Annotated in this window: 8 protein-coding genes; all 8 read left to right on the top strand. The window is 47.6% G+C overall.

What is annotated here, in order from left to right; all coding sequences use genetic code 11:
* The first annotated feature begins 118 nt into the window (after positions 1-118).
* Entirely contained in the window at positions 119-1,906 is a 1,788-nt protein-coding gene (locus B092_RS0104335; protein ID WP_018574021.1) for a ShlB/FhaC/HecB family hemolysin secretion/activation protein, read from the top strand.
* Between the two features lie 10 nt (positions 1,907-1,916).
* Positions 1,917-14,780, top strand: a complete 12,864-nt coding sequence (locus B092_RS15360) for a two-partner secretion domain-containing protein (protein WP_018574020.1) — start codon at positions 1,917-1,919, stop codon at positions 14,778-14,780.
* A complete protein-coding gene (locus B092_RS0104325) occupies positions 14,777-15,235 on the top strand; it encodes a hypothetical protein (protein ID WP_018574019.1) in 459 nt (152 codons plus the stop codon). The genes B092_RS15360 and B092_RS0104325 overlap by 4 nt, the downstream gene beginning before the upstream one ends.
* Before the next feature lie 257 nt (positions 15,236-15,492).
* Positions 15,493-16,257 (top strand): VENN motif pre-toxin domain-containing protein, encoded by a 765-nt coding sequence (locus B092_RS14955; protein WP_018574017.1) that lies wholly within the window; start codon positions 15,493-15,495, stop codon positions 16,255-16,257.
* On the top strand, positions 16,250-16,582 hold the full coding sequence (locus B092_RS0104310; RefSeq protein ID WP_018574016.1) for a hypothetical protein: 333 nt from the start codon (positions 16,250-16,252) through the stop codon (positions 16,580-16,582). Before B092_RS14955 ends, B092_RS0104310 begins: the two co-directional genes overlap by 8 nt.
* Positions 16,583-16,734: 152 nt before the next feature.
* Entirely contained in the window at positions 16,735-17,103 is a 369-nt protein-coding gene (locus B092_RS0104305; RefSeq protein ID WP_018574015.1) for a hypothetical protein, read from the top strand.
* Positions 17,104-17,357: 254 nt separating this feature from the next.
* The gene (locus B092_RS15820; RefSeq protein ID WP_018574014.1) at positions 17,358-19,004 is read left to right on the top strand and encodes a VENN motif pre-toxin domain-containing protein; all 1,647 of its coding nucleotides are present in this window, start codon (positions 17,358-17,360) and stop codon (positions 19,002-19,004) included.
* Between the two features lie 440 nt (positions 19,005-19,444).
* Positions 19,445-19,890 (top strand): hemagglutinin repeat-containing protein (locus B092_RS13670; protein ID WP_211208957.1); only part of this gene is annotated, 446 nt, incomplete at its 3' end.

Here is a 19,890-nt window from a genome sequence, read left to right as displayed (position 1 = left end):
CCTAGTAGTAATAATTAGCTATTAGTTCTTGCTAAAGTAAACGATCTCTAATGTATATATATTATAATTAATTTAAATTAAAACAAAATTATAAGTATTGTTAGGGAAACCCTTTTTTATGGCTCATTTATCCTTTCATCTTCTAGGGGCTGGGGCGCTTATTGCGTCGACTTTTTTTGTGCCGCTTAGCTACGCTCAAAGCAACTCATCCATTCCAAATACGGCGCAGTTTGAAGAGCAACGTCAACAACAACGAGACACTTTTCAGCAATCACAGCGTCAAACACAGGAAGATGTGCGTTTAGAGAGCGGTCTTCAAAGTGCCAACATAGGGGCTTTGTCTTCTCTAGGACAAGAATCACCCTGTTTTCCTATTGAGCATGTTGAGCTGCGAGGAGAGAAGTCGGCGCGCTTTCAATTTGCCTTAGGCGAAGCGATAGGGCGTGCTGAGTTTAGAGTGGGTCAATGTATTGGCGTGCAGGGGCTAGAGCTTTTAAGTGTTCATGCACAAAATGCCTTGATTGAGCGTGGTTTTACCACTAGCCGGATTGTCTTGGAAGCACAGGATCTGAGTCAGGGCACTGTGTATTTGACTGTTATCCCCGGTTATATTGGCTCGATTAGGATTAATCATAGCGATAACAACGATAGTATCTATGGAGGCCGTGTTGCTTGGTTACAGAATGAGCTTCCGGCGAGTAGCGGTGATGTTTTTAATCTACGAGATATAGAGCAGGGTTTAGAGAATTACCGTCGTGTGCCTACCGCGCAAGCTCAAGTCCGTATTGAGGCGGGTGAGGCGATTAATAGCAGTGATGTGTATATTGATTGGCGGCAACGCATTGTGCCGTTTCGTTTTAGTCTTGGTCTGGATAATTCAGGTAGCCAGCAGACCGGTCGCTATATAGGCACGGCCACACTCTCCGGGGATAATCTTTTGGGGCTCAGTGACCTGTTTTATATCTCCTATAACCGTAGTTTAGGCGATAAGATCAGTTTGCGTGATGAGGCGGGGAACCGGACTAATAGTCACACCGATAGTTATTCCTTGCACTATTCGATTCCTTGGGGGCATTGGCAGCTCTTTTATAATCAAAACTATCATCGTTACCACCAAGCGATTGCAGGTGCCTATGAGAATTATGACTATAACGGGCGTAGCTTAAACCGTGAAATAGGCCTGAGTCGAGTGCTTTATCGGGACAGTCGACGCAAAACTCAGCTCAGTGCGAAGTTATGGCAGCGGCGCTCTCACAATTATATTGCTGATGCGGAGATTGAGGTACAGCGTAAGAAGATGGGTGGTTGGCAAGCCACTCTCTCTCATAAGGAGTTTATTAGGCAAAGTACCTTAGGTTTCGATGTGTCCTATCGTCGTGGTACCGGTATATTTGGCAGTGAGCAGCCGGCAGAGTATCTCTTTGGTGAAGGCACGTCGCGTATGCGAATTATTACCGCGGATATGCATTGGCATATTCCGTTTACTGCTGCGCGCGAGAATTTTTCTTGGGACAGTCGTGTTCATGCGCAATGGAATAAAAGCCCACTGGTCACACAAGATCAATTAGCCATTGGCGGTCGTTATACAGTGCGTGGCTTTGATGGGGAATATTATCTAATGGCTGAACGTGGTTGGTATTGGCGTAATGATATCGCCTGGCAATACCAACCTAGCCATCAACTTTATGTGGGACTGGATGTTGGCCGTGTGAGTGGCCCCTCAGCTGATTTGCTTGTAGGTCAAACATTAGCAGGTGGAGCTGTCGGTCTGCGTGGCCAGCTCGATATGGGCGGACGATGGGGACAATGGTATTACGATCTCTTTGTCGGTACACCGTTAAAAAAACCGACCGCATTTAAAACTAAAAACACCGTGATTGGCTTTACGGTAAATTATTCTTTCTAATAAGCGTGTTATGAATAACTCTTTTTATAAAATAATCTTTAATAAGAATCGTGGCCAATTGATGGTAGTCAGTGAGATCGCACAGGGTCAAGGTAAAAATACAGCGACACGCTGCGCGGTAAACGTATCCTCCAGTCCATTATATGTACCGCTAAAAGCAATGATCTTAAGTTTGTTGGTCGCTACCGGTGTGCTGCTTGATAATGAAGCAGAGGCACAAATTCGTGCTGATAAGGCGGCGCCGAGACATCAGCAAGCCACCGTTTTACAAACAGCCAACGGCTTAGATCAAGTAAATATTCAGACGCCGACCGCAGCAGGGGTCTCAGTCAACCAGTTTAGCCAATTTGATGTACAACAGCAAGGCGCTATTTTAAATAATAGCCGTCAGTCAGCACAGACGCAGCTTGCCGGTTGGGTGCAAGGCAACCCGCATTTAGCGCGTGGTGAAGCGAATGTGATTGTGAACCAAGTCAACAGTCGGGCGCCGAGTCGATTACACGGTTTTACAGAGGTGGCAGGTCGCCGGGCGGAAGTGGTGATTGCCAACCCTGCCGGTATCGCAGTAGATGGTGGAGGTTTTATTAATGCTCAAGGTGTTACCCTAGCAACCGGTCAAATGCAGCTCAATGCTCAAGGTCAGTTGACAGGAGTAGCGGTTAATCAAGGGACAGTTCAGGTGTTAGGGGGCGGTTTAAATACCAAAGACGCTAACTACACGCAAATTCTTAGCCACGCTGCCACAATCGAAGGGGGCATCTGGGCCAATGATTTGAGTGTCTCAACGGGTGAACAAGATATTGTCTTTGACGCCAAGGACCTTAATCAGTCAGCCAAGTTAATGAACCAGGCAGATACTCAGCATCGAGCCGCTACCGCTGAGCGTGACGCTAAGCAGTCAGCCGCTATCGCTATTGACGTGGCGCAGTTGGGTGGTATGTATGCCAACTCCATTGTCTTGATCAGCAATGATAAAGGGGTGGGTGTTAATAACTCAGGTCAACTCTATGCGGGCGCCGGTCGCTTACAACTGAGTGCGGATGGACAGTTAAGTAACTCGGGCGAAATGGTAGCATCAGCTGCTAATACAGCAGAGCCTGTTGCCAAGGTGCAAATTACCAGTACATCACTGCAGAACCAAGGCACTATCGCAGCGCCTGAGGTCTCAATTAAGGCAGCACAAATTCACAACACGAAAGGGTTTGTTACAGCAAGTAAAACGCTTCAAATAGAATCAACTGAGTTGGCAAATACCGAACAAGCTCAGTTAAAAGCAGGGCGCCTGGATATTCAAACCGAGCGGCTTGAGAATATCCAGTCAGGAATTGTGCAAACAGGGACTCAAGCGTTGAATATTAATTCAGCGGCACTGACCAATAGTGGTCAACTCGGTACAGCCGTTATTTCGGATCCAGTTAGTTCAGACATCGATCCGGAAAACCCCTCTAGCGGTGATGCGCCTTCACCGACCGAGCCGGGTCAACAGACGCCGAGTAGTAGTACTGCTTTAGGCAAGACCACTACTGAGACTGTCGTATCGCCTGCTTTAGCTGCCGGACGTATCCAAGTAGAGAGGAATATAACAAATGACGAAGGGCAAATTTCTGCCAATGGGGATGTCCACTTAAGCTTAAGTCAGGCTCTGCATAATCAAGGGGATATTCAGGTTAAGAACCTGCAGAGTAAGGGTGAGCAGTTGCGTAATGCCGGCTATATCAATGCAGAGCGCTTAGATCTTGAGCACCGTCATCTCGATAATCGTCAAGGTCATCTTTACTCATCGAATGCTATCTCCTTGGCAACGGAGACCCTGGATAACCGAGCAGGTCAGATTAGTACACGGGATTCTTTGCTGATTGATAATCAGGGACGATTGGATAATAGCCAAGGACAGTTATTGGCGGCACAGGCCATTACGCTTAACACGCAGGAGATGCAAAATACCCAAGGTCAGCTAGTCACCGGAAAAAGTTTATCGGTCTCTGTAGAGGAAGTTTTGCACGATCAGCAAGGTCAATGGCAAGCGCTTGAGGCCCTACGGATTCATGCCGGTGAGCTGCAGAGTGAGCAAAGCCGCTTTAGTACAGACGATGAACTCCATTTGGCGAGTCAAGGTCAGCTCGTCCTGACAGAAGCACAGTTGAGTGCGCAGCATAGTCTACAGCTTCAGGGTGATGGCGTACAGATGAAGGATACCGAGGCCTTTGCAGAGCAACTCCAAGTGCTTAGTTCTGGTGAGCTGCAAAGTCAAGGTGCACAATGGCAAGCACAGCAGGTGCAGGTTGAGGCCGTGGATTGGCAAAATTTGCAAGGAGAGATCGTTGCTGAGAAAGACTTAATAATTCGTAGCAACTCACTGGATAATCAGCAAGGACGATTAGTCAGCGGTGAGGTGATGAGTGTACATCTTGATCAGGATCTCATTAATCAGCAGGGATTATTGCAGGCTGGTCAAGCGCTTGACATACGGGCTAGGAATTTGCATTCTGAGGAAGGCACTTTAGCCGCACAAGGTCCTGCACAGCTAGCGATTGCTGAGATTTTTGATCAAAGCGGCGGACTGACAACCATTGGTGGCAAGCTCATGTTAAGCAGTCGCCGTTTAATCAATCGAGGTGGTCATTTAGAGAGTGCCCAAAGTCTGGCGCTGCATGTAGATGAAGCGATTGATAACACCGAAGGCAGGTTACAAACGTTAGGTGACATGGAGGTGATGACGGCGGGTCAGGTAGTTAATACCCAAGGGCAGTTGATGGCAGGAGAAGCCCTGACTCTTCACGCAGAGCGATTAGATACACAAGCTGGGCAGATTGCCTCAACTGGTGCTTTGACGCTGACTGTGGATGACGAGCTAAACGCTAATCAAGCGCAATTAGTAAGTAATAAAAGCCTAAAGCTGCAAGCAGCTTCACTTGATGCCTCAGCGGCGAGTTTTGTCACAGAAGAGCAGATGCAGCTAAATGTGCGTGATAAGCTCCTAGCACAAGATAGTCAATGGCAGGCAGGTAAAGGCATTGCATTAAATGCTGATTCAATCGATCTGACCAGCAGCAAAATGGCTGCAGCAGCGATTCAAGCCTCAGCGCATAGCGATGTCATCGTGTCGTCAGGACTTTTGCAGGCGGATGAGTCTATGCTCCTACAAGCTAAGGCTGTTAAAGCAGATCATGGCTATCTGTCAGCAGGTGAGCGTGTACAGGTCAACGCCTCTCAACTGTTCGATCATCAGCAAGGTACTTTATTGTCTGGTGGTGACGTACAGCTAGATGTGGGTCAATTTCTTAATGAGCAAGGTAGCTTGTATGCTGCTTCGACTATACAGATTGACGCCACGCAAGATATTAAGAGCGTACAAAGTGATATTCAATCAGGTGGTGAGCTGTTAGTTCGTGCAGCAGGTAGTATTCATCAAGGCGGGCGGTTACTAGCAGCAGAGCAACTCACGCTTCAGGCCCAACAACTACAGCATGAAGAAGCTCAGCTACAAGGTCATGTCGTCACCTTGCAGAGTGCCGATGGTCTGCACTTACGAGATAGCACTTTGTTGTCTGCTACTCAGGTGCAGCTGCATTCGGGTGGTGATAGTTATCTAGACGAAACGACGGTACAAGCTGAGGACGATGTTGAGTTCAGAGCACAAGCGCGTGCGGATCTTAAACAAAGTCAATTACACAGTCGCCAGGGAAGCGTGTTACTTGACGCTCAAGAAAGTCACCAACAAGATAGTCAACTTGTTGCTAAAGAAATTAATTTAAGCTTAAGCAATGAGCTTAAGGCAGAAGACGGCTATTGGTTAGCTGAAGAAGGGTTAACCATACAGACACCGACATTGCAGATGACGTCGATGAACACGCAGGCTGATACGTTGACTATTCAGAGTGTTGGTGATGTGCTGCACGATCAGAGCGTGACAGTGGTTGATGGTGAGCTTCGTATTGATGCAAAAAATCTCAGTAATCACGCAGGTCAATTGGTTTCAGCTAAGCGGCTTGAGGTTACTGCATCGGGTACTGTGGATAATAGCGCCGGACTGATGATCTCTGATGGGCAGATGGTGCTGAATCAAGAAAGTCTGATAAATACGAAGGGTAAACTGCATGCGGCAGAGAACTTGACGATTCAGGCGAGTCAAGGAATCGACAGTCTAGACAGTGAAATCGTCTCGGCTGAGTCCATTCAAATACAAGCTGCTACGAAGGTGCAATTAGGTGGCGTACTTTTTGCAGAAGAGAGTCTTGACGTTGAAGGCTTTGAGCAGCGTTATGATGCAGCGCATTTGCAAGCTAAAGAGATTAGCTTGAGTGCGCAAGGCGATCTTGCATTAACTAAGAGCACCTTATTAGCGGAAGAAGCGGCATCGTTGGTGTCAGGAGCTAATTTATCGCTCAATGAGGTACAAGGTCAAGCGCAAGGTGTCTTTACCATAGACGTAGAGGAACAAGCGACACTTGAGCAGTCCGATCTACAGAGTGTGGGCGGACCTTTGTCGATTCGTGCGGCAACGCAACAACATCATCAGAGTACGTTGCTTGCAGAAGATATTAAACTGACCGCAGGTCAGACCTTGGGTGCTGAAACGAGTCAGTGGGTTGCACATAACAACTTGGATTTGGCGGTGGGTAGCCTTGATTTGACTCAGCATCAAAGCCAAGCAGAGGCTATTCAACTGAACAGCCAAGGCCGCATTGAGCAGCAAGATAGTCTAATGCAGGCAGATAAGACGCTGGAGATTAAGGCACAAGCATTGACGAATAGGGGTAGTGATATCACCGCAGGTACGGATCTAGTGATCAAAACGTCCGGACACGTAGATAACCATGAGGGGTTACTACTGGCTGATGGATCGCTTAAGATCCAGGCAGCAGAGCTTCGTAATGAGCAAGGTCGCGTAGCGAGTCAAGGCTCGACTGAGCTGGGCATTGACGGGTTACTCAATAATCAGCAAGGGTTGATTGCTACTTCTGATGAACTAATTCTTCATGTCGGTAGCTTGCATAATCAAGCAGGACAGGTGTCCACAAAACAGGCTATGAAGGTTGTTGTTGGTGAAGAGTTTAATAATCAAGCGGGCTTAGTGGTCTCTGATGCTTCATTCGATCTTAATGTTGGTCATCTGTTTAACCAAGCAGGTCAGTTGCAAGCAAAAACTGACTTTCACCTAACAGCGAAGCAGGCGATTGATAATCTGCAGGGAGAGATTGTTGCAGGGGGCTCTGCGAATCTTCATTCACAGGGTGCACTTGTCAATAGTGGTGTGATAGCGGCAGGGGATACACTGGCTATTCAAGCCGAGCAGATCACACAAGAAGGTGGTCATCTTCAAGCTGAGCAATTAGCACTTAAGGCTAAGCAAGCGATAGCGATGAGTGACGAGAGTACGGTGTTGGCAACTGATTCAGCTGAATTGAGTGCCGGTACGAATCTATCCTTAGCGGATACACAAATACAAACACTCAATAAGCTGCAGCTACAGGCTGGGCAAAAGATTGCAATGCAAGACACGGACTTACAGAGTCAACAAGGCGATGTCAGCCTTGATGCTAAGTCCATTGTGCAGGCAAATACCACCCTGGGGGGCAAGAACTTGGCGCTTAGCGCTAGTGATAACATTCAGGCAGAAGACAGCCAATGGCTAGCGGATAGCACCTTACAGGCAACGAGCGACGTGCTGAATTTACATCGACTCAGCAGTGCAGCTGAGCAGATTAAGCTGCAAGCGAATCAGGGCTTGAAGCATCACGACAGCGTGATGGTGGCAGAGCAGTCAGTCCATTTGCAGGCGGCCGCTATGACTAATCAGGGTGGCCAAATTGCAGCAGGTGAAAACCTTCAGATCAACGCCGGACAGTTACTTGATAACCAAGAGGGTGCTTTAGTTGCGCAACAAGATCTACAGATTACCGCCTCTATTGTGACTAATCAGCAGGGCAAACTATCTGCCCAGCAGGATCTTCAAGTGACGGCATCGCAGAGCGTGAATAATCAGTCGGGTCTAATGGTGGCTGATGGTGCATTACTGCTCAGTAGTCCCATCGTTATTAACAAGGGTGGACAGATTTCAGCCGCTAACTTACTGGCAATAAATAACAATACAAGCTTTGATAATCAATCGGGATTGTTGGTGTCGGATGGTGATATTCGCTTAGAAACTTCATCACTGGAAAATAGCCGCGGTCAAATTCATGCCAAAGGTAATACAACGATTCAGGCGTCACAGCGTATAACGAATCATGGTGGAGAAATTTTGGCTGCCAAGACGGTCAGTCTGCTCGATTCCGCTCAGCAACGCAATCAACGTCGTCTGCAGATTGAGCAAGATGCCAATGGTGTGATTCAAGGCAATGAAGGCACTGTGCTTATTGCTCAAGAGCTTCGTAGTCAAGCGCGCATAGAAACCCCCGGACACCTACAGTTGGATGTGACTGAAGGGTTCAATAATCTGGGAGGACTGCAGGCAGGAGGTTCTTTAAGCCTGATTACGGATAAGCACTTACATAACACACAGACAATCTATAGTCCGGACGCGTTGACGGTACAGGCGAGTGATATTCATAATGACAGCACGGGTGAGTTATTAGGCGAGACCGCCGTCACGGTGGTTGCAAAGACAGGCGATATTGTGAATCGCGGTTTAATCAATAGCAATGGCGTGACCACAGTAGAGGCAGCCGGTACCATCGATAATATTGGCTCGGGGCGAATTTACGGTGATCATGTTGCGATACAGTCAAAAACGCTTTTAAATCGTGAGGAGGTGCAAGCGACTGGTGAAAGGAAAGCGGCGGTGATTGCGGCACGAGAGCGTTTAGATATTGGTGTTCATTCCTTGCGTAACCAAGAAGAAGGTTTACTCTTTAGTGGGGGTGATTTAGCTATTGGGGCTAGGCTGGATGTAAATAAACAGGCACAGGGACAAGCGTCGAATCTGATTAACAGCGCTGCAACCATAGAGTCTTTGGGGGATATGTATCTTAATGTGCACAGTATAAGGAATTTAAATCCTGATTTTGAATTAACAAGAGTTCAAGTGTCTACGCCTGAAAGATTTGATTTTATTGTGCATGACGGGCAGGGCTATGAAACACGTGTTGATAAAAAAGACTTAAAAGAACGTCGGTGGAGTCGTCGCGCTTGGGAGTTTGTTAGCAAGGAGCCAGGGGATTATGCCAACTTAGTTCCTGGAGAAACGCCGCTTTGGTCGCTAGCGCAACCGGCATGTTATAGTTTTTCCGGTAATGATTGCTTTACCTCAACGCAGTTAACTAACTATGAAAAATATTCGCCGGATAACCCGGCGTGGGCCTATTTTGGGATTACCCCGGGGATCGCTACGGAGCCTTTAGCACCACGTGCGCCAACTGAACCCACGGTTTCTGAGCCGAGTAAGAGTTGTACGTTTATCAGTGATAGTGACGATAGAAGGGCATGTAGCTCAGCCACACAGGCTTGGCGTGATTATCGTCAAAACTTGGCTTCTTATCAGGAGCAGTATGCGCAGTATCAAGTAGCTTACGATACCTGGATGCAAGTGGATGGTCAGCGTTGGCATGCCTTAGATCAGGCCATCACAGCTTACAATAAAGACTATCAGCATCAATTTAAACATCGCTACACGGAGTATTGGATTACGCGTACGGAGTACGAAGATCAAGTCGCTCATTCGCGACCCGGTGATATTATTGCTGGCGGTAACTTGACCATCAATGCAGATACGCTCACCAATGATAAAAGTCGTATTGTGGCCGGTAAGGCATTGAAAGTCGACGCTCGCCATATTGACAATATTGATGCCAAAGGCTTAAGAATCATCGAAGATGAGGGTACGAGTCGTTATGCCTGGGAGAGGTGGCGTGGCGGTTTGAGGCGATATCACCAGAGAGAGCATGGTCCAGTCACTCCTTTTCTGATGACCGAGCAAAGCACCATCGATCTTCCTGTGTCCGTGTATCAGGCCTATAGTCAGGTAAGCTCAACAGGTGTCAGCCCTAATCAGTTAGCTGAGCAGGCTGAGGTGGCGGCTAAAAAGCAATTAGCGAGTGGCCAAGCATCCGACATGGAGCAAGCAGCATTTGAATCAGACGTGTCGGTGGCACGTCAAGAGAGCGAACATAGCATCGGTCAGGATGTTTCCCAACTGGATCGAGAGGCCTTCAATGGTTCGCAAACAGAGTCACTGGTAGAGAGTGATGTGGCGCAACAACTGGCGCAGGGAAAGGATGCTGTAGCGCCGTTGGATGATACAACGACCATGGATTTATTGATGGATCGAGAGCGACCGTTAGGCAGCACAAACGGAGACAAGGGCAATGCGACAATCGATGTGCTGATGCAGTCGCTTGCCCAAGAGGAAATCTCGACTTTATCACCTACGCAGGTGGATACGCCGACTATTACTACGCCGCAAGCGCCATCGTATTTAGTACCAACAAGTAGCTTATACAGTGTGGATCCGACTCGCACACGCTACCTGGTTGAAACGGATCCTGCCTTTGCCAATCAGCGTCAATGGTTAAGCAGTGATTATATGCTGCAAGCGCTCAATCAGGATCCGGCGCGTATGCAAAAACGCTTAGGTGATGGTTACTATGAGCAGCGCTTACTGCGTGAGCAGATATTACAGCTGACAGGTCAACGCTTTTTAGATGGTTATGACAACGATGAGGAACAGTTTAAAGCCTTGATGGAGCAGGGCGTGAGCTTTGCGATGACGCAGGGCTTAACGCCGGGCATAGAATTAACGGCAGCGCAAGTAGCGCGTTTAACCAGTGATATTGTCTGGCTGGAAAGTCAGACCGTGACCTTGGCGAATGGTACTACTCAAGAGGTGTTGGTGCCTCGCGTGTATGTGAAACCTCGTCAAGGTGACTTAGCACAATCAGGGGCGTTACTTGCCGGTAATACAGTGGAGTTGCAAGTCAAAGACGGCTTTATTAATAGTGGCACAGTGGCCGGTCGTGAAATTGTCAGTATTAAAGCCGATACCATTGATCAGGAGTTTGCACGCATTCAGGCTAAACGCGTCGAGTTGGTAGCTGATAGAGATATTACGCTCGCGGGCAGCACGGTCAGTGCAGAAGAGCTGGCAAGCATCCGTGCGGGCAATCAGTTGGATATTAAGAGTACCACCTACCATACGCAGGCGGATGTAGCGGGTACTAATGGCAGCCATTTCAGTGGTGAGCGTCAGGGTATTGACCGTTTAGCGAGTATTCATGTGAGTGGTGATGAGGCGCAGTTACTGCTCTCTGCTGCTAAGGACATGATCTTGACCGGAGCACTTGTCAGTCATAGCGGTCGCGATGGCCTTACTTACCTGGGTGCCGGCGATGACTTGCAGTTAGATACCGTTACTGTGGGTTATCGTCAAGATAGCGTGGGCAGTGCCAGTCATTATATTAAAGAGCAGCGCTGGCAAGATGTCGGTACGGAAATACAAGCGGTGGGCGATATCATCTTAGACGCAGGTAATGACGCTCGTTTAACTGCTGCACGGATTACCAGTGATGACGGTCTTGTCCAGTTGCGGGCGCAACAGGATATTGAGATTGGTGCCGGGACCTTAAGCAGCCAATTGGATGAGCGGCATCTCACGAAGAGCCGCAGTCTTTTGGGTAGTAAGTCCAAAGACAGGCATTGGATTCAAGACAGTGAGCAGGCGCTAGGCAGTGAGGTGACGGGTCGTGAGGTGTTGCTGCAAAGTGGTCAGGACCTCCGTGTCATCGGCAGTGATGTGATTTCGGATGAGGGGACGTATCTGCAAGCGGGTCGTGATATTAGCTTGGCTGGTGCTGAGGAGTATGCTTTTTCCGATTATCATGAAAAAACCAAGCGCTCAGGGGTCTTTGGGACGGGCGGGATAGGTGTGACCATTGGCAGCCAATCGACGGAGATTGATCATGAGCGTAGCGATGGCAGTTTACGCGGCACGCTGGTGGGTAGTTTGGCGGGCGATACGGTGATTGAAGCGGGTCGTCAATATAGTCAAGAAGCGAGCACGGTGTCATCGCCTGAGGGACATGTACTGATCACGGGGCAAGTGCTTGAGATTGCGGCCGGCAAAGAAGGTTATAGCGAACATTATCGTCGAGTTGATAAGCAAAGCGGGCTCACGGTGGCGGTGAACGTGCCGGTGGTGGAAGCCCTGCGTAAGGTTGCTCATGCCGTTGAATCCATCGGTGAAAGCAGTAACCGTCGGACCCAGGCGATGGCTGCAGCGAATACGGCGTGGAGTGCCTACGAAGGACTTGGGCAGTTGATGGATGCGCCGGTAGGCGTGGGTGAGGCGACCAATCAAAACGTCAGTGTGTCAATTACTTACGGCTCACAAAAAAGTCAGACCGAGGACAATCAGGCAGGGCATACGGTTGCGCCAAGTCAGGTCTTGGCAGGTAAGACGGTTACTTTAATAGCGGCAGGGGCCGGTGAGGACTCGAACATCCTTATCCGTGGGGCCGATGTGGTGGGCAACGTTGGCACGCATCTTGCCGCTGATAATCAACTGCTTATCACGTCAGCTGAGGCCATCGATCAAAGCCGCAGCAAAAACAGTTCCTCCGGCTGGAACGCAGGGCTGGCGATCGAGTTTGGTCAAGGTGGCACCTCCATGGGGGTGACTGCGGGTGCGAATCTAGGTAAAGGCCATGCCAATGCCGATAGCCTTTCTCATCGTCATAGCCATATTGGTAGCTTAGGTAGTCTCACGAGCTTAAGCGCCGGGGGTTCAACGACCCTTGCCGGGGCGCAGGTCTTTGGTGAGGAGGTGCACGTTAAGACCCCGAACCTTATCATTCAGAGCGTACAAGACACTGCAACCTATGAGGGTAAGCAACAGGAGATGGGTGGACAGATCACCGTAGGCTATGGGGTCTCGGGTAGTGCGAACTTTAGTCGCTCGTCGATCAATGCCGACTATGCGAGTGTGACCGAGCAATCGGGTATCTATGCAGGCGATGGTGGTTATCAGATTGAGGTGGCTGAGCACACGGAGTTAATTGGTGGGCTAATCACCTCCACGGCCGCAGCGGAAGCCGCTGGCAATAACCGCTTTAGTACGGGTACGCTAAGTGCAAGCGATCTCGCCAACCATGCGGAGTTTGAGGGCAGTAGTATCGGCATTGGTGCTAGCGGCGGTTTTAATAGCAGTGGATCGGGTGACGGTATCTTGAACCAACGCCAAAGCACGTCGGATAAAAGCGGCCTTGCCTCCATGGAAGCCAGTGGCAGTATAGGCTTTGGGCAGGAGAGTGATAGCCAAGGTAGTACGACCTACAGTGGCATTAACACGAAGAATATCCTCATTACGGACGCTGCCAAGCAGACGCTTCTCACCGGGCTTAGTGCCGAGGCGATGGCAGAACGTGTCTTGACCGCGACGACCACCGAGAATGCCGAGGCTTTAAGCGGTGCCTTAGCAAATCGCTTTGATGCGGCCGCCCTACAAAAGGAACTCGATACCCAACGTGAGGTGTCACAAGCCTTTAGCCAAAACGTGCAAAGCGCCAAGGCGGAATTAAACCGAGCGGCCGATCGTCTNANNNCCGACTACGANGCNGGNCGTATCAGCCAAGCGGAGTATGAGGCCAAACGCCAACAACTGGATAACGGAGCGCTACTCCTCAGTACCATTGCTGCGGGTTTAAGTGCACCGACCAATAGCACGCTAGGGATCGCGACCGCGACCCTCAGCCCCAGCGTTGCTAAAGAGATAGGGCAGTACTTTAAATCAAGCGACAGGGAAGGTAGTACCGAGCATTTAATCGCGCATGGCCTACTCGCCGCCGCGGTGGCAGCGACGGGGGGTAACAATGCCCTCAGTGCCGCAGGTGCCGCGATGAGTGCGGAAGCCGCGGCCCCAGCATTAGCCCATTACCTCTACGGTAAAGAAGCCACTGAGCTTAACGCCGATGAAAAAGCCACCATCTCCAGCATCACGGGCTTAGTGGGTGTCGGTGTGGGTGCAAGTTCAGGTTCGGACTCGAGTATTGCACAAGGCGCACAGTCGGCGGGGACGGCGGTGGATAATAACTACCTTACCCAAACTAGCGTTCAACGTCTCAAAGATTGTTTAACGGGTCAGACATGTCGCAATGAGAGTGAAAAAGCGGCCTTAGTTGAAGAGTCTAAACAGTTGAGTAAGTTTTTAGATGAGGAGTTAGCAGCATTGTGTGCCGCTGCGCCGACAGGGGATGCTTGTCGTACGGGAGTACACAATGCCATTCAATACATTGCAATACGTGATGCGTGGGAGTATATTCATGGTGACGTTGAACGCTCATCACAAGAGACCTTCGACTATTTATACAATCAGCCGGACTCACGTGAAAACTTTTTGCATTATATGAATACGATTGATAACCGAGCCGACTTTTTTGCTGCTTCAAATCAATACGAACAGCAGATTGGCTCAGGCGTGCAGTGGTTTGGCGGCGCAGATTTTGTCTCACGAGCTGCAGTCACAGGACTTGGGGCCGATGGCAATCTTTCTTATCTTAGCTTTGCTATGGGTAAAACCTTAGGTAATCCGCCGATTTACGAATGGCGTAAGGCAGCGGGCGATGCCTTAATAGTCGGTGGTTTTGATAACTTTAAAGATCTCTACAATAACCAACAAGATCCGGTAGCTTGGGATATCAAGCAGCTAAAGAACGAACAGGCGCTATTGCAACCGATTCATGAGAAGTATTTAAGTGATTATGAAGTTTTTAGAAATGCTTCTAAAAACTTAACATCTGAGTATATTTATGGTTTTATTCCTAACATCTTAAATGAGAAACAATGGCAAACAGAAGGGATCGATTTGTTAGATTACGAATCAAGGGTAAGTTATGGTTGTAAATTATTAGGCTACTCTGAGAAGCAAGGGTGCAAGCCATGAGAAGGTCTTACTGGCAATACCTCTTATGTTTAAGTGCATCACTTTTTTTGATTGGTACAATCTACGGATTATTAGCCTCGATTTTTATGGTTCATGAGTCTGGCGATTGGAAAAAATTTTTTTTGTTAGATACTTTGGGAGGAGTTTTCGGCGTTGCTATTGTGATCTTTCTTTATTTGTTACCTGCCTTGCTATTAGCTTCCATAATAAGGTGGGCGTTACAGAAGTATAAAGTAATAGCGTTTTGTTGCAATCTTCTGTTGTTTCATATGTATATTTATGTAGTGTATGTAAGGCCGATACAAAATCTTACTGAAAGAGTTTTTGATATCCCAAAAGATATTAGAGAGTTTGATGGTTTGTTTTTATGGGTATTTTTTCATACTTTTGTCTTGTTAGTAATTAGTGAGTTTTTTATATTTAAAAGAGATAAAAAAATGCAGATTAATCGTTAGTTGTTTAATATTGATAGCCTTAAAGACCTCTACAATAACCAACAAGATCCGATGACTTGGGATGTTAAACAGCTAAAGAACGAGCAGGCGCTCTTGCAACGGCCACTCTCAGCCCCAGCGTTGCCAAAGAGATAGGGCAATACTTTAAATCAAGCGACAGGGAAGGCGGCACTGAGCATCTAATCGCGCACGGACTACTCGCTGCAGCGGTAGCGGCCACGGGGGGTAATAATGCCCTCACAGCCGCAGGTGCTGCGATGAGTGCGGAAGCTGCAGCCCCAGTGCTCGCCCACTACCTCTACGGTAAAGCAGCCACTGAGCTTAACGCCGATGAAAAAGCCACCATCTCCAGCATCACGAGTTTAGTGGGTGCGGGTGTGGGTGCTACCACTGGCACGGACTCGAGTATTGCGCAAGGAGCACAGTCGGCGGGGACGGCGGTGGATAATAACTGGATGTCGGATTACCGAGGTATATTTGGTGTTAATCAGTGGGGACCTGGAGCAGTTTCCTTAGTAGATGCTAAATTAAAAGAAGATGATGTTACGCTAGAGGAAATAGAAAGTGCATTAAAGGATTATATGACAGGTGCTGGTTATGAAAGTGGTGTATCCGATGGGATAGTTGTCTGGATGGTTGCACCTTCCGCAGCGTTTGGAGCAGGAGCAATAACAATGATTCCTTCATTAGGTACTGGGCTGAAAGTTTATAGCTTAGCAGCCTTAAAATCTGTTTCCTCTGGTGCAAGAGACTCTGTGGTATTAAATGAAGATTACAAGGTATCTAATCTTGCTTATGATTTGTCTATTGGTATAGTAATAGACAGAACTGCTACAAAGCTCATAGATGCTTCCGGAGCAAAAAAATTAAGTCGTGACTATTTAACTCTTAAAGAAAAAATTACGAATCATTTTTTAGGCGATGGAGTTAGTAGTGCCATTTCTAATAAGTTAGGTTCGAAAGATGCAACTCTTGTTCCAAAAACAAATTGGCCAAGCCTTTTTTGGAGCAATGATGATTAAGTTTCGAGAAAAAAGACCTGAGGGGTGGTCTATTGGAATCTCAGGTACAAGCAATGTTTGTGTTAGATTAAATAGTCTCTTAATATTAGGGCTTGCTAAGCTACTAAAAGTCCGTCAAACCGAATCATTGGCCTACGGTAGTTATATTTTAACTTTCTTATTAATTTTTATTGAGATATACATAATTAATTCTATAGCTTCAGGGACATTTGTTTTCTTTTATAAGAGAGTTTTTGTTTTGTTTCTTCTGACTGTAGTGACTTTTTATTTTGGAAGGGCTTCTCTTCCTTATTGGAGTGAGACAGAAGATGATGATGAAGATTAAAGTTTTTACGGTAGTAGTTTAAGCTTTAAGAAGTTCATTGCCAATACAATAAATATACCGATAAAGCCTATGATATAAAAGTGAAGTCACCACAAGCTTTGGTGCTACAACCAGGGGCTTCAATCAATAACAGTATTAGTAAGGGAAAATAAATGAAGATTAAATATAAAGATCAGTATGGCACTGAGATTTTAGATGTTTTTGGTATTTATTGGGGAGTACGAGAAGGAGGTACCAAGAAGGGGGAAGCTTTTACCTATTTTTATGCATTATATGGAACAACAGAAGTAAGTTTTATGGTTTATGACTCAAAAGAGGTTGAGGTGATTGATCCAAGACTAGAGGGTGAGTGGGTTTACGATGGAGGCGTAAGCATCAATGGGATGTTCTATGCGCCGTTAATTCAGGAGCAACTGCTTGATGATGTCATCGATAGAGACCCTGAGGCAATCAAGAAGTTTCTTCAGTTTGCTATAAAGGATGGTTTATTAGACGCAGAGCTTTATAAGGATGCGCTTTGATTTAAATGTGACATTTACCATACGTAGGTGAGTGTGGCAGGTGCGTAGGTCATAACCACTTTAGCACGGGTACCTTAAGCGCAAGTGATGTTACTAACCATGCGGAGTTTAAGGGCAGCAGTGTAGGTCTTGGTGTCAGTGGTGGCGTTAATAGCAGCGGATCGGGTGACGGACTCTTTGACCAACGCCAAAGCACCTCGGATAAAAGTGGTCTGGCTTCTGCGGAAGCCAGTGGCAGTATAGGCTATGGGCAGGTGAGTGAGAGCCAAGGTAGTACGACCTACAGTGGCATTAACACGAAGAATATCATTATCACGGACGCTGCCAAGCAGACGCTTCTCACGGGACTCAGTGCCGAGGCGATGGCTGATCGTGTCTTTACCGCGACCACCACCGAGAATGCCGAGGCCTTAAGTGGTGCGCTAGAAAATCGCTTTGATGCGGTCGCTCTACAAAAAGAACTGGATACCCAACGCGAGGTGTCACAAGCCTTTAGCCAAAACGTGCAAAGCGCAAAAGCAGAGTTAAACCGAGCGGCCGATCGTCTCACTGCCGACTACGAAGCTGGGCGTATCAGCCAAGCGGAGTATGACGCGAAACGCCAACAACTGGATAACGGGGCGCTACTCCTCAGCACCATTGCTGCGGGCTTAAGTGCACCGACCAACAGCGCACTAGGGATCGCGACCGCGACCCTCAGTCCAAGCGTTGCCAAAGAGATCGGGCAGTACTTCAAATCAACCGATAGGGAAGGCAGCACCGAGCATTTAATTGCGCATGGACTATTTGCTGCAGCGGTAGCGGCCACGGGGGGTAACAATGCCCTCTCTGCTGCAGGTGCGGCGATGAGTGCGGAAGCCGCGGCCCCAGTCCTCGCCCATTACCTCTACGGTAAAGAAGCAGCTGACTTAAACGCCGATGAGAAAGCCACCATCTCCAGCATCACGAGTTTAGTGGGAGCAGGTGTGGGTGCTACCACCGGCACGGACTCGGGTACTGCGCAAGGAGCACAGTCAGCGGGGACGGCGGTGGATAATAACTACCTTACCCAAGCTGGTGTTCAACGACTCAAGGATTGTTTAACGGGTCAGACATGTCGCAATGAGAGTGAAAAAGCGGCCTTGATCGAAGAGTCTAAACAGTTGAGTAAGTTTTTAGATGAGGAGTTAGCGGCGATGTGTGCCGCTGCGCCGACAGGGGATGCTTGTCGTACAGGTGTACACAATGCTATTCAATACATTGCAATACGCGATGCGTGGGAGTATATTCATGGTGACGTTGAACGTTCATCAAAAGAGACATTCGATTATTTATACAATCAGGATGAATCACGTGAAAACTTTTTGCATTATATGAATACGATTGATAACCGAGCCGACTTCTTTGCTGCGTCAAATCAATACGAACAGCAGATTGGCTCAGGCGTGCAGTGGTTTGGCGGTGCAGATTCTGTCTCACGAGCTGCAGTCACAGGACTTGGGGCCGATGGCAATCTTTCTTATCTTAGCTTTGCTATGGGTAAAACCTTAGGTAATCCGCCGATTTACGAATGGCGTAAGGCAGCGGGCTATGCCTTAATAGTCGGTGGTTTTGATAACTTTAAAGATCTCTACAATAACCAACAAGATCCGGTAGCTTGGGATATCAAGCAGCTAAAGAACGAACAGGCGCTATTGCAACCGATTCATGAGAAGTATTTGTCTGATAAGAAAGGATTCACAAAGGCGTCCCAACTCTTAACGTCAGAACAAATGCTGAAATTAAATGTTTTTGGTAGCAAGCAAATAATTCAGGATAAGCAGGTTCAAGAAGGAGGGATAAACTTACTAGATTACGAATCTAGGGTAAGTTATGGTTGCAAATTATTAGGCTACTCTGAGAAGCAAGGGTGTCTACCATGAATAAATCTTTCTGGTCTTATTTTTTTAAATTATTATCTAGCTTTTACATTACAGGGTTAGTTTTTACTCTATTTCCTTTTCACTCAGAAATAATTTCTGGGAATGATAAATTATTAGTTATCTATTTAATACAAGTTATTATTTTGTTTCTTTACTTATTATTTATGCCTGTACTTGTTGTTATCTCAATAGTTCAGTGGAGGTTACAGCAGAATATACTAGTTTCATTAATAATAGGTTTTTTACTTTTTGTTATTTATGGATCATTTTTTTTACCACAAAGTTTAGATGAGCACTCTAAGCCTTTGAGTCCTTTGACCAGTTTCGCTGATTCTGTTATCTATATGCTTTTTTGGGCATTAGTTTTATTTTCGATAAATACAGTTCTAATTTTTCTGTGTCCGAGGTTAAAAATAAGGCGGAATGAGGTGTAAATATTTTTGGGTAACGTTGGCACGCACCTTGCCGCTGAGAATCAACTTCTGATCACCTCTGCGGAGGCGATGGATCAAAGCCGCAGTAAGAACAGCTCCTCCGGTTGGAACGCAGGGCTTGCAATCGAGTTTGGTCAAGGTGGCACCTCCATGGGGGTGACCGTGGGTGCGAATCTAGGTAAAGGCCATGCCAATGCCGATAGCCTTTCTCACCGTCATAGCCATATTGGTAGCTTGGGTAGTCTCACGAGCTTAAGCGTTGGGGGGTCAACTACTCTGGCCGGGGCGCAGGTCTTTGGTGAGGAGGTGCACGTCAAGACCCCGAACCTTATCATTCAGAGCGTACAAGACACCGCGACCTATGAGGGTAAGCAACAGGAGATGGGTGGACAGATCACCGTAGGCTATGGGGTCTCGGGTAGTGCGAACTTTAGTCGCTCGTCGATCAATGC

This window comes from Oligella ureolytica DSM 18253, from assembly GCF_000373745.1.
Classification (GTDB): domain Bacteria; phylum Pseudomonadota; class Gammaproteobacteria; order Burkholderiales; family Burkholderiaceae_B; genus Oligella; species Oligella ureolytica.
Note: the sequence above shows the minus strand (reverse complement) of the source record. Positions and strands in the feature narration are given on the sequence as shown.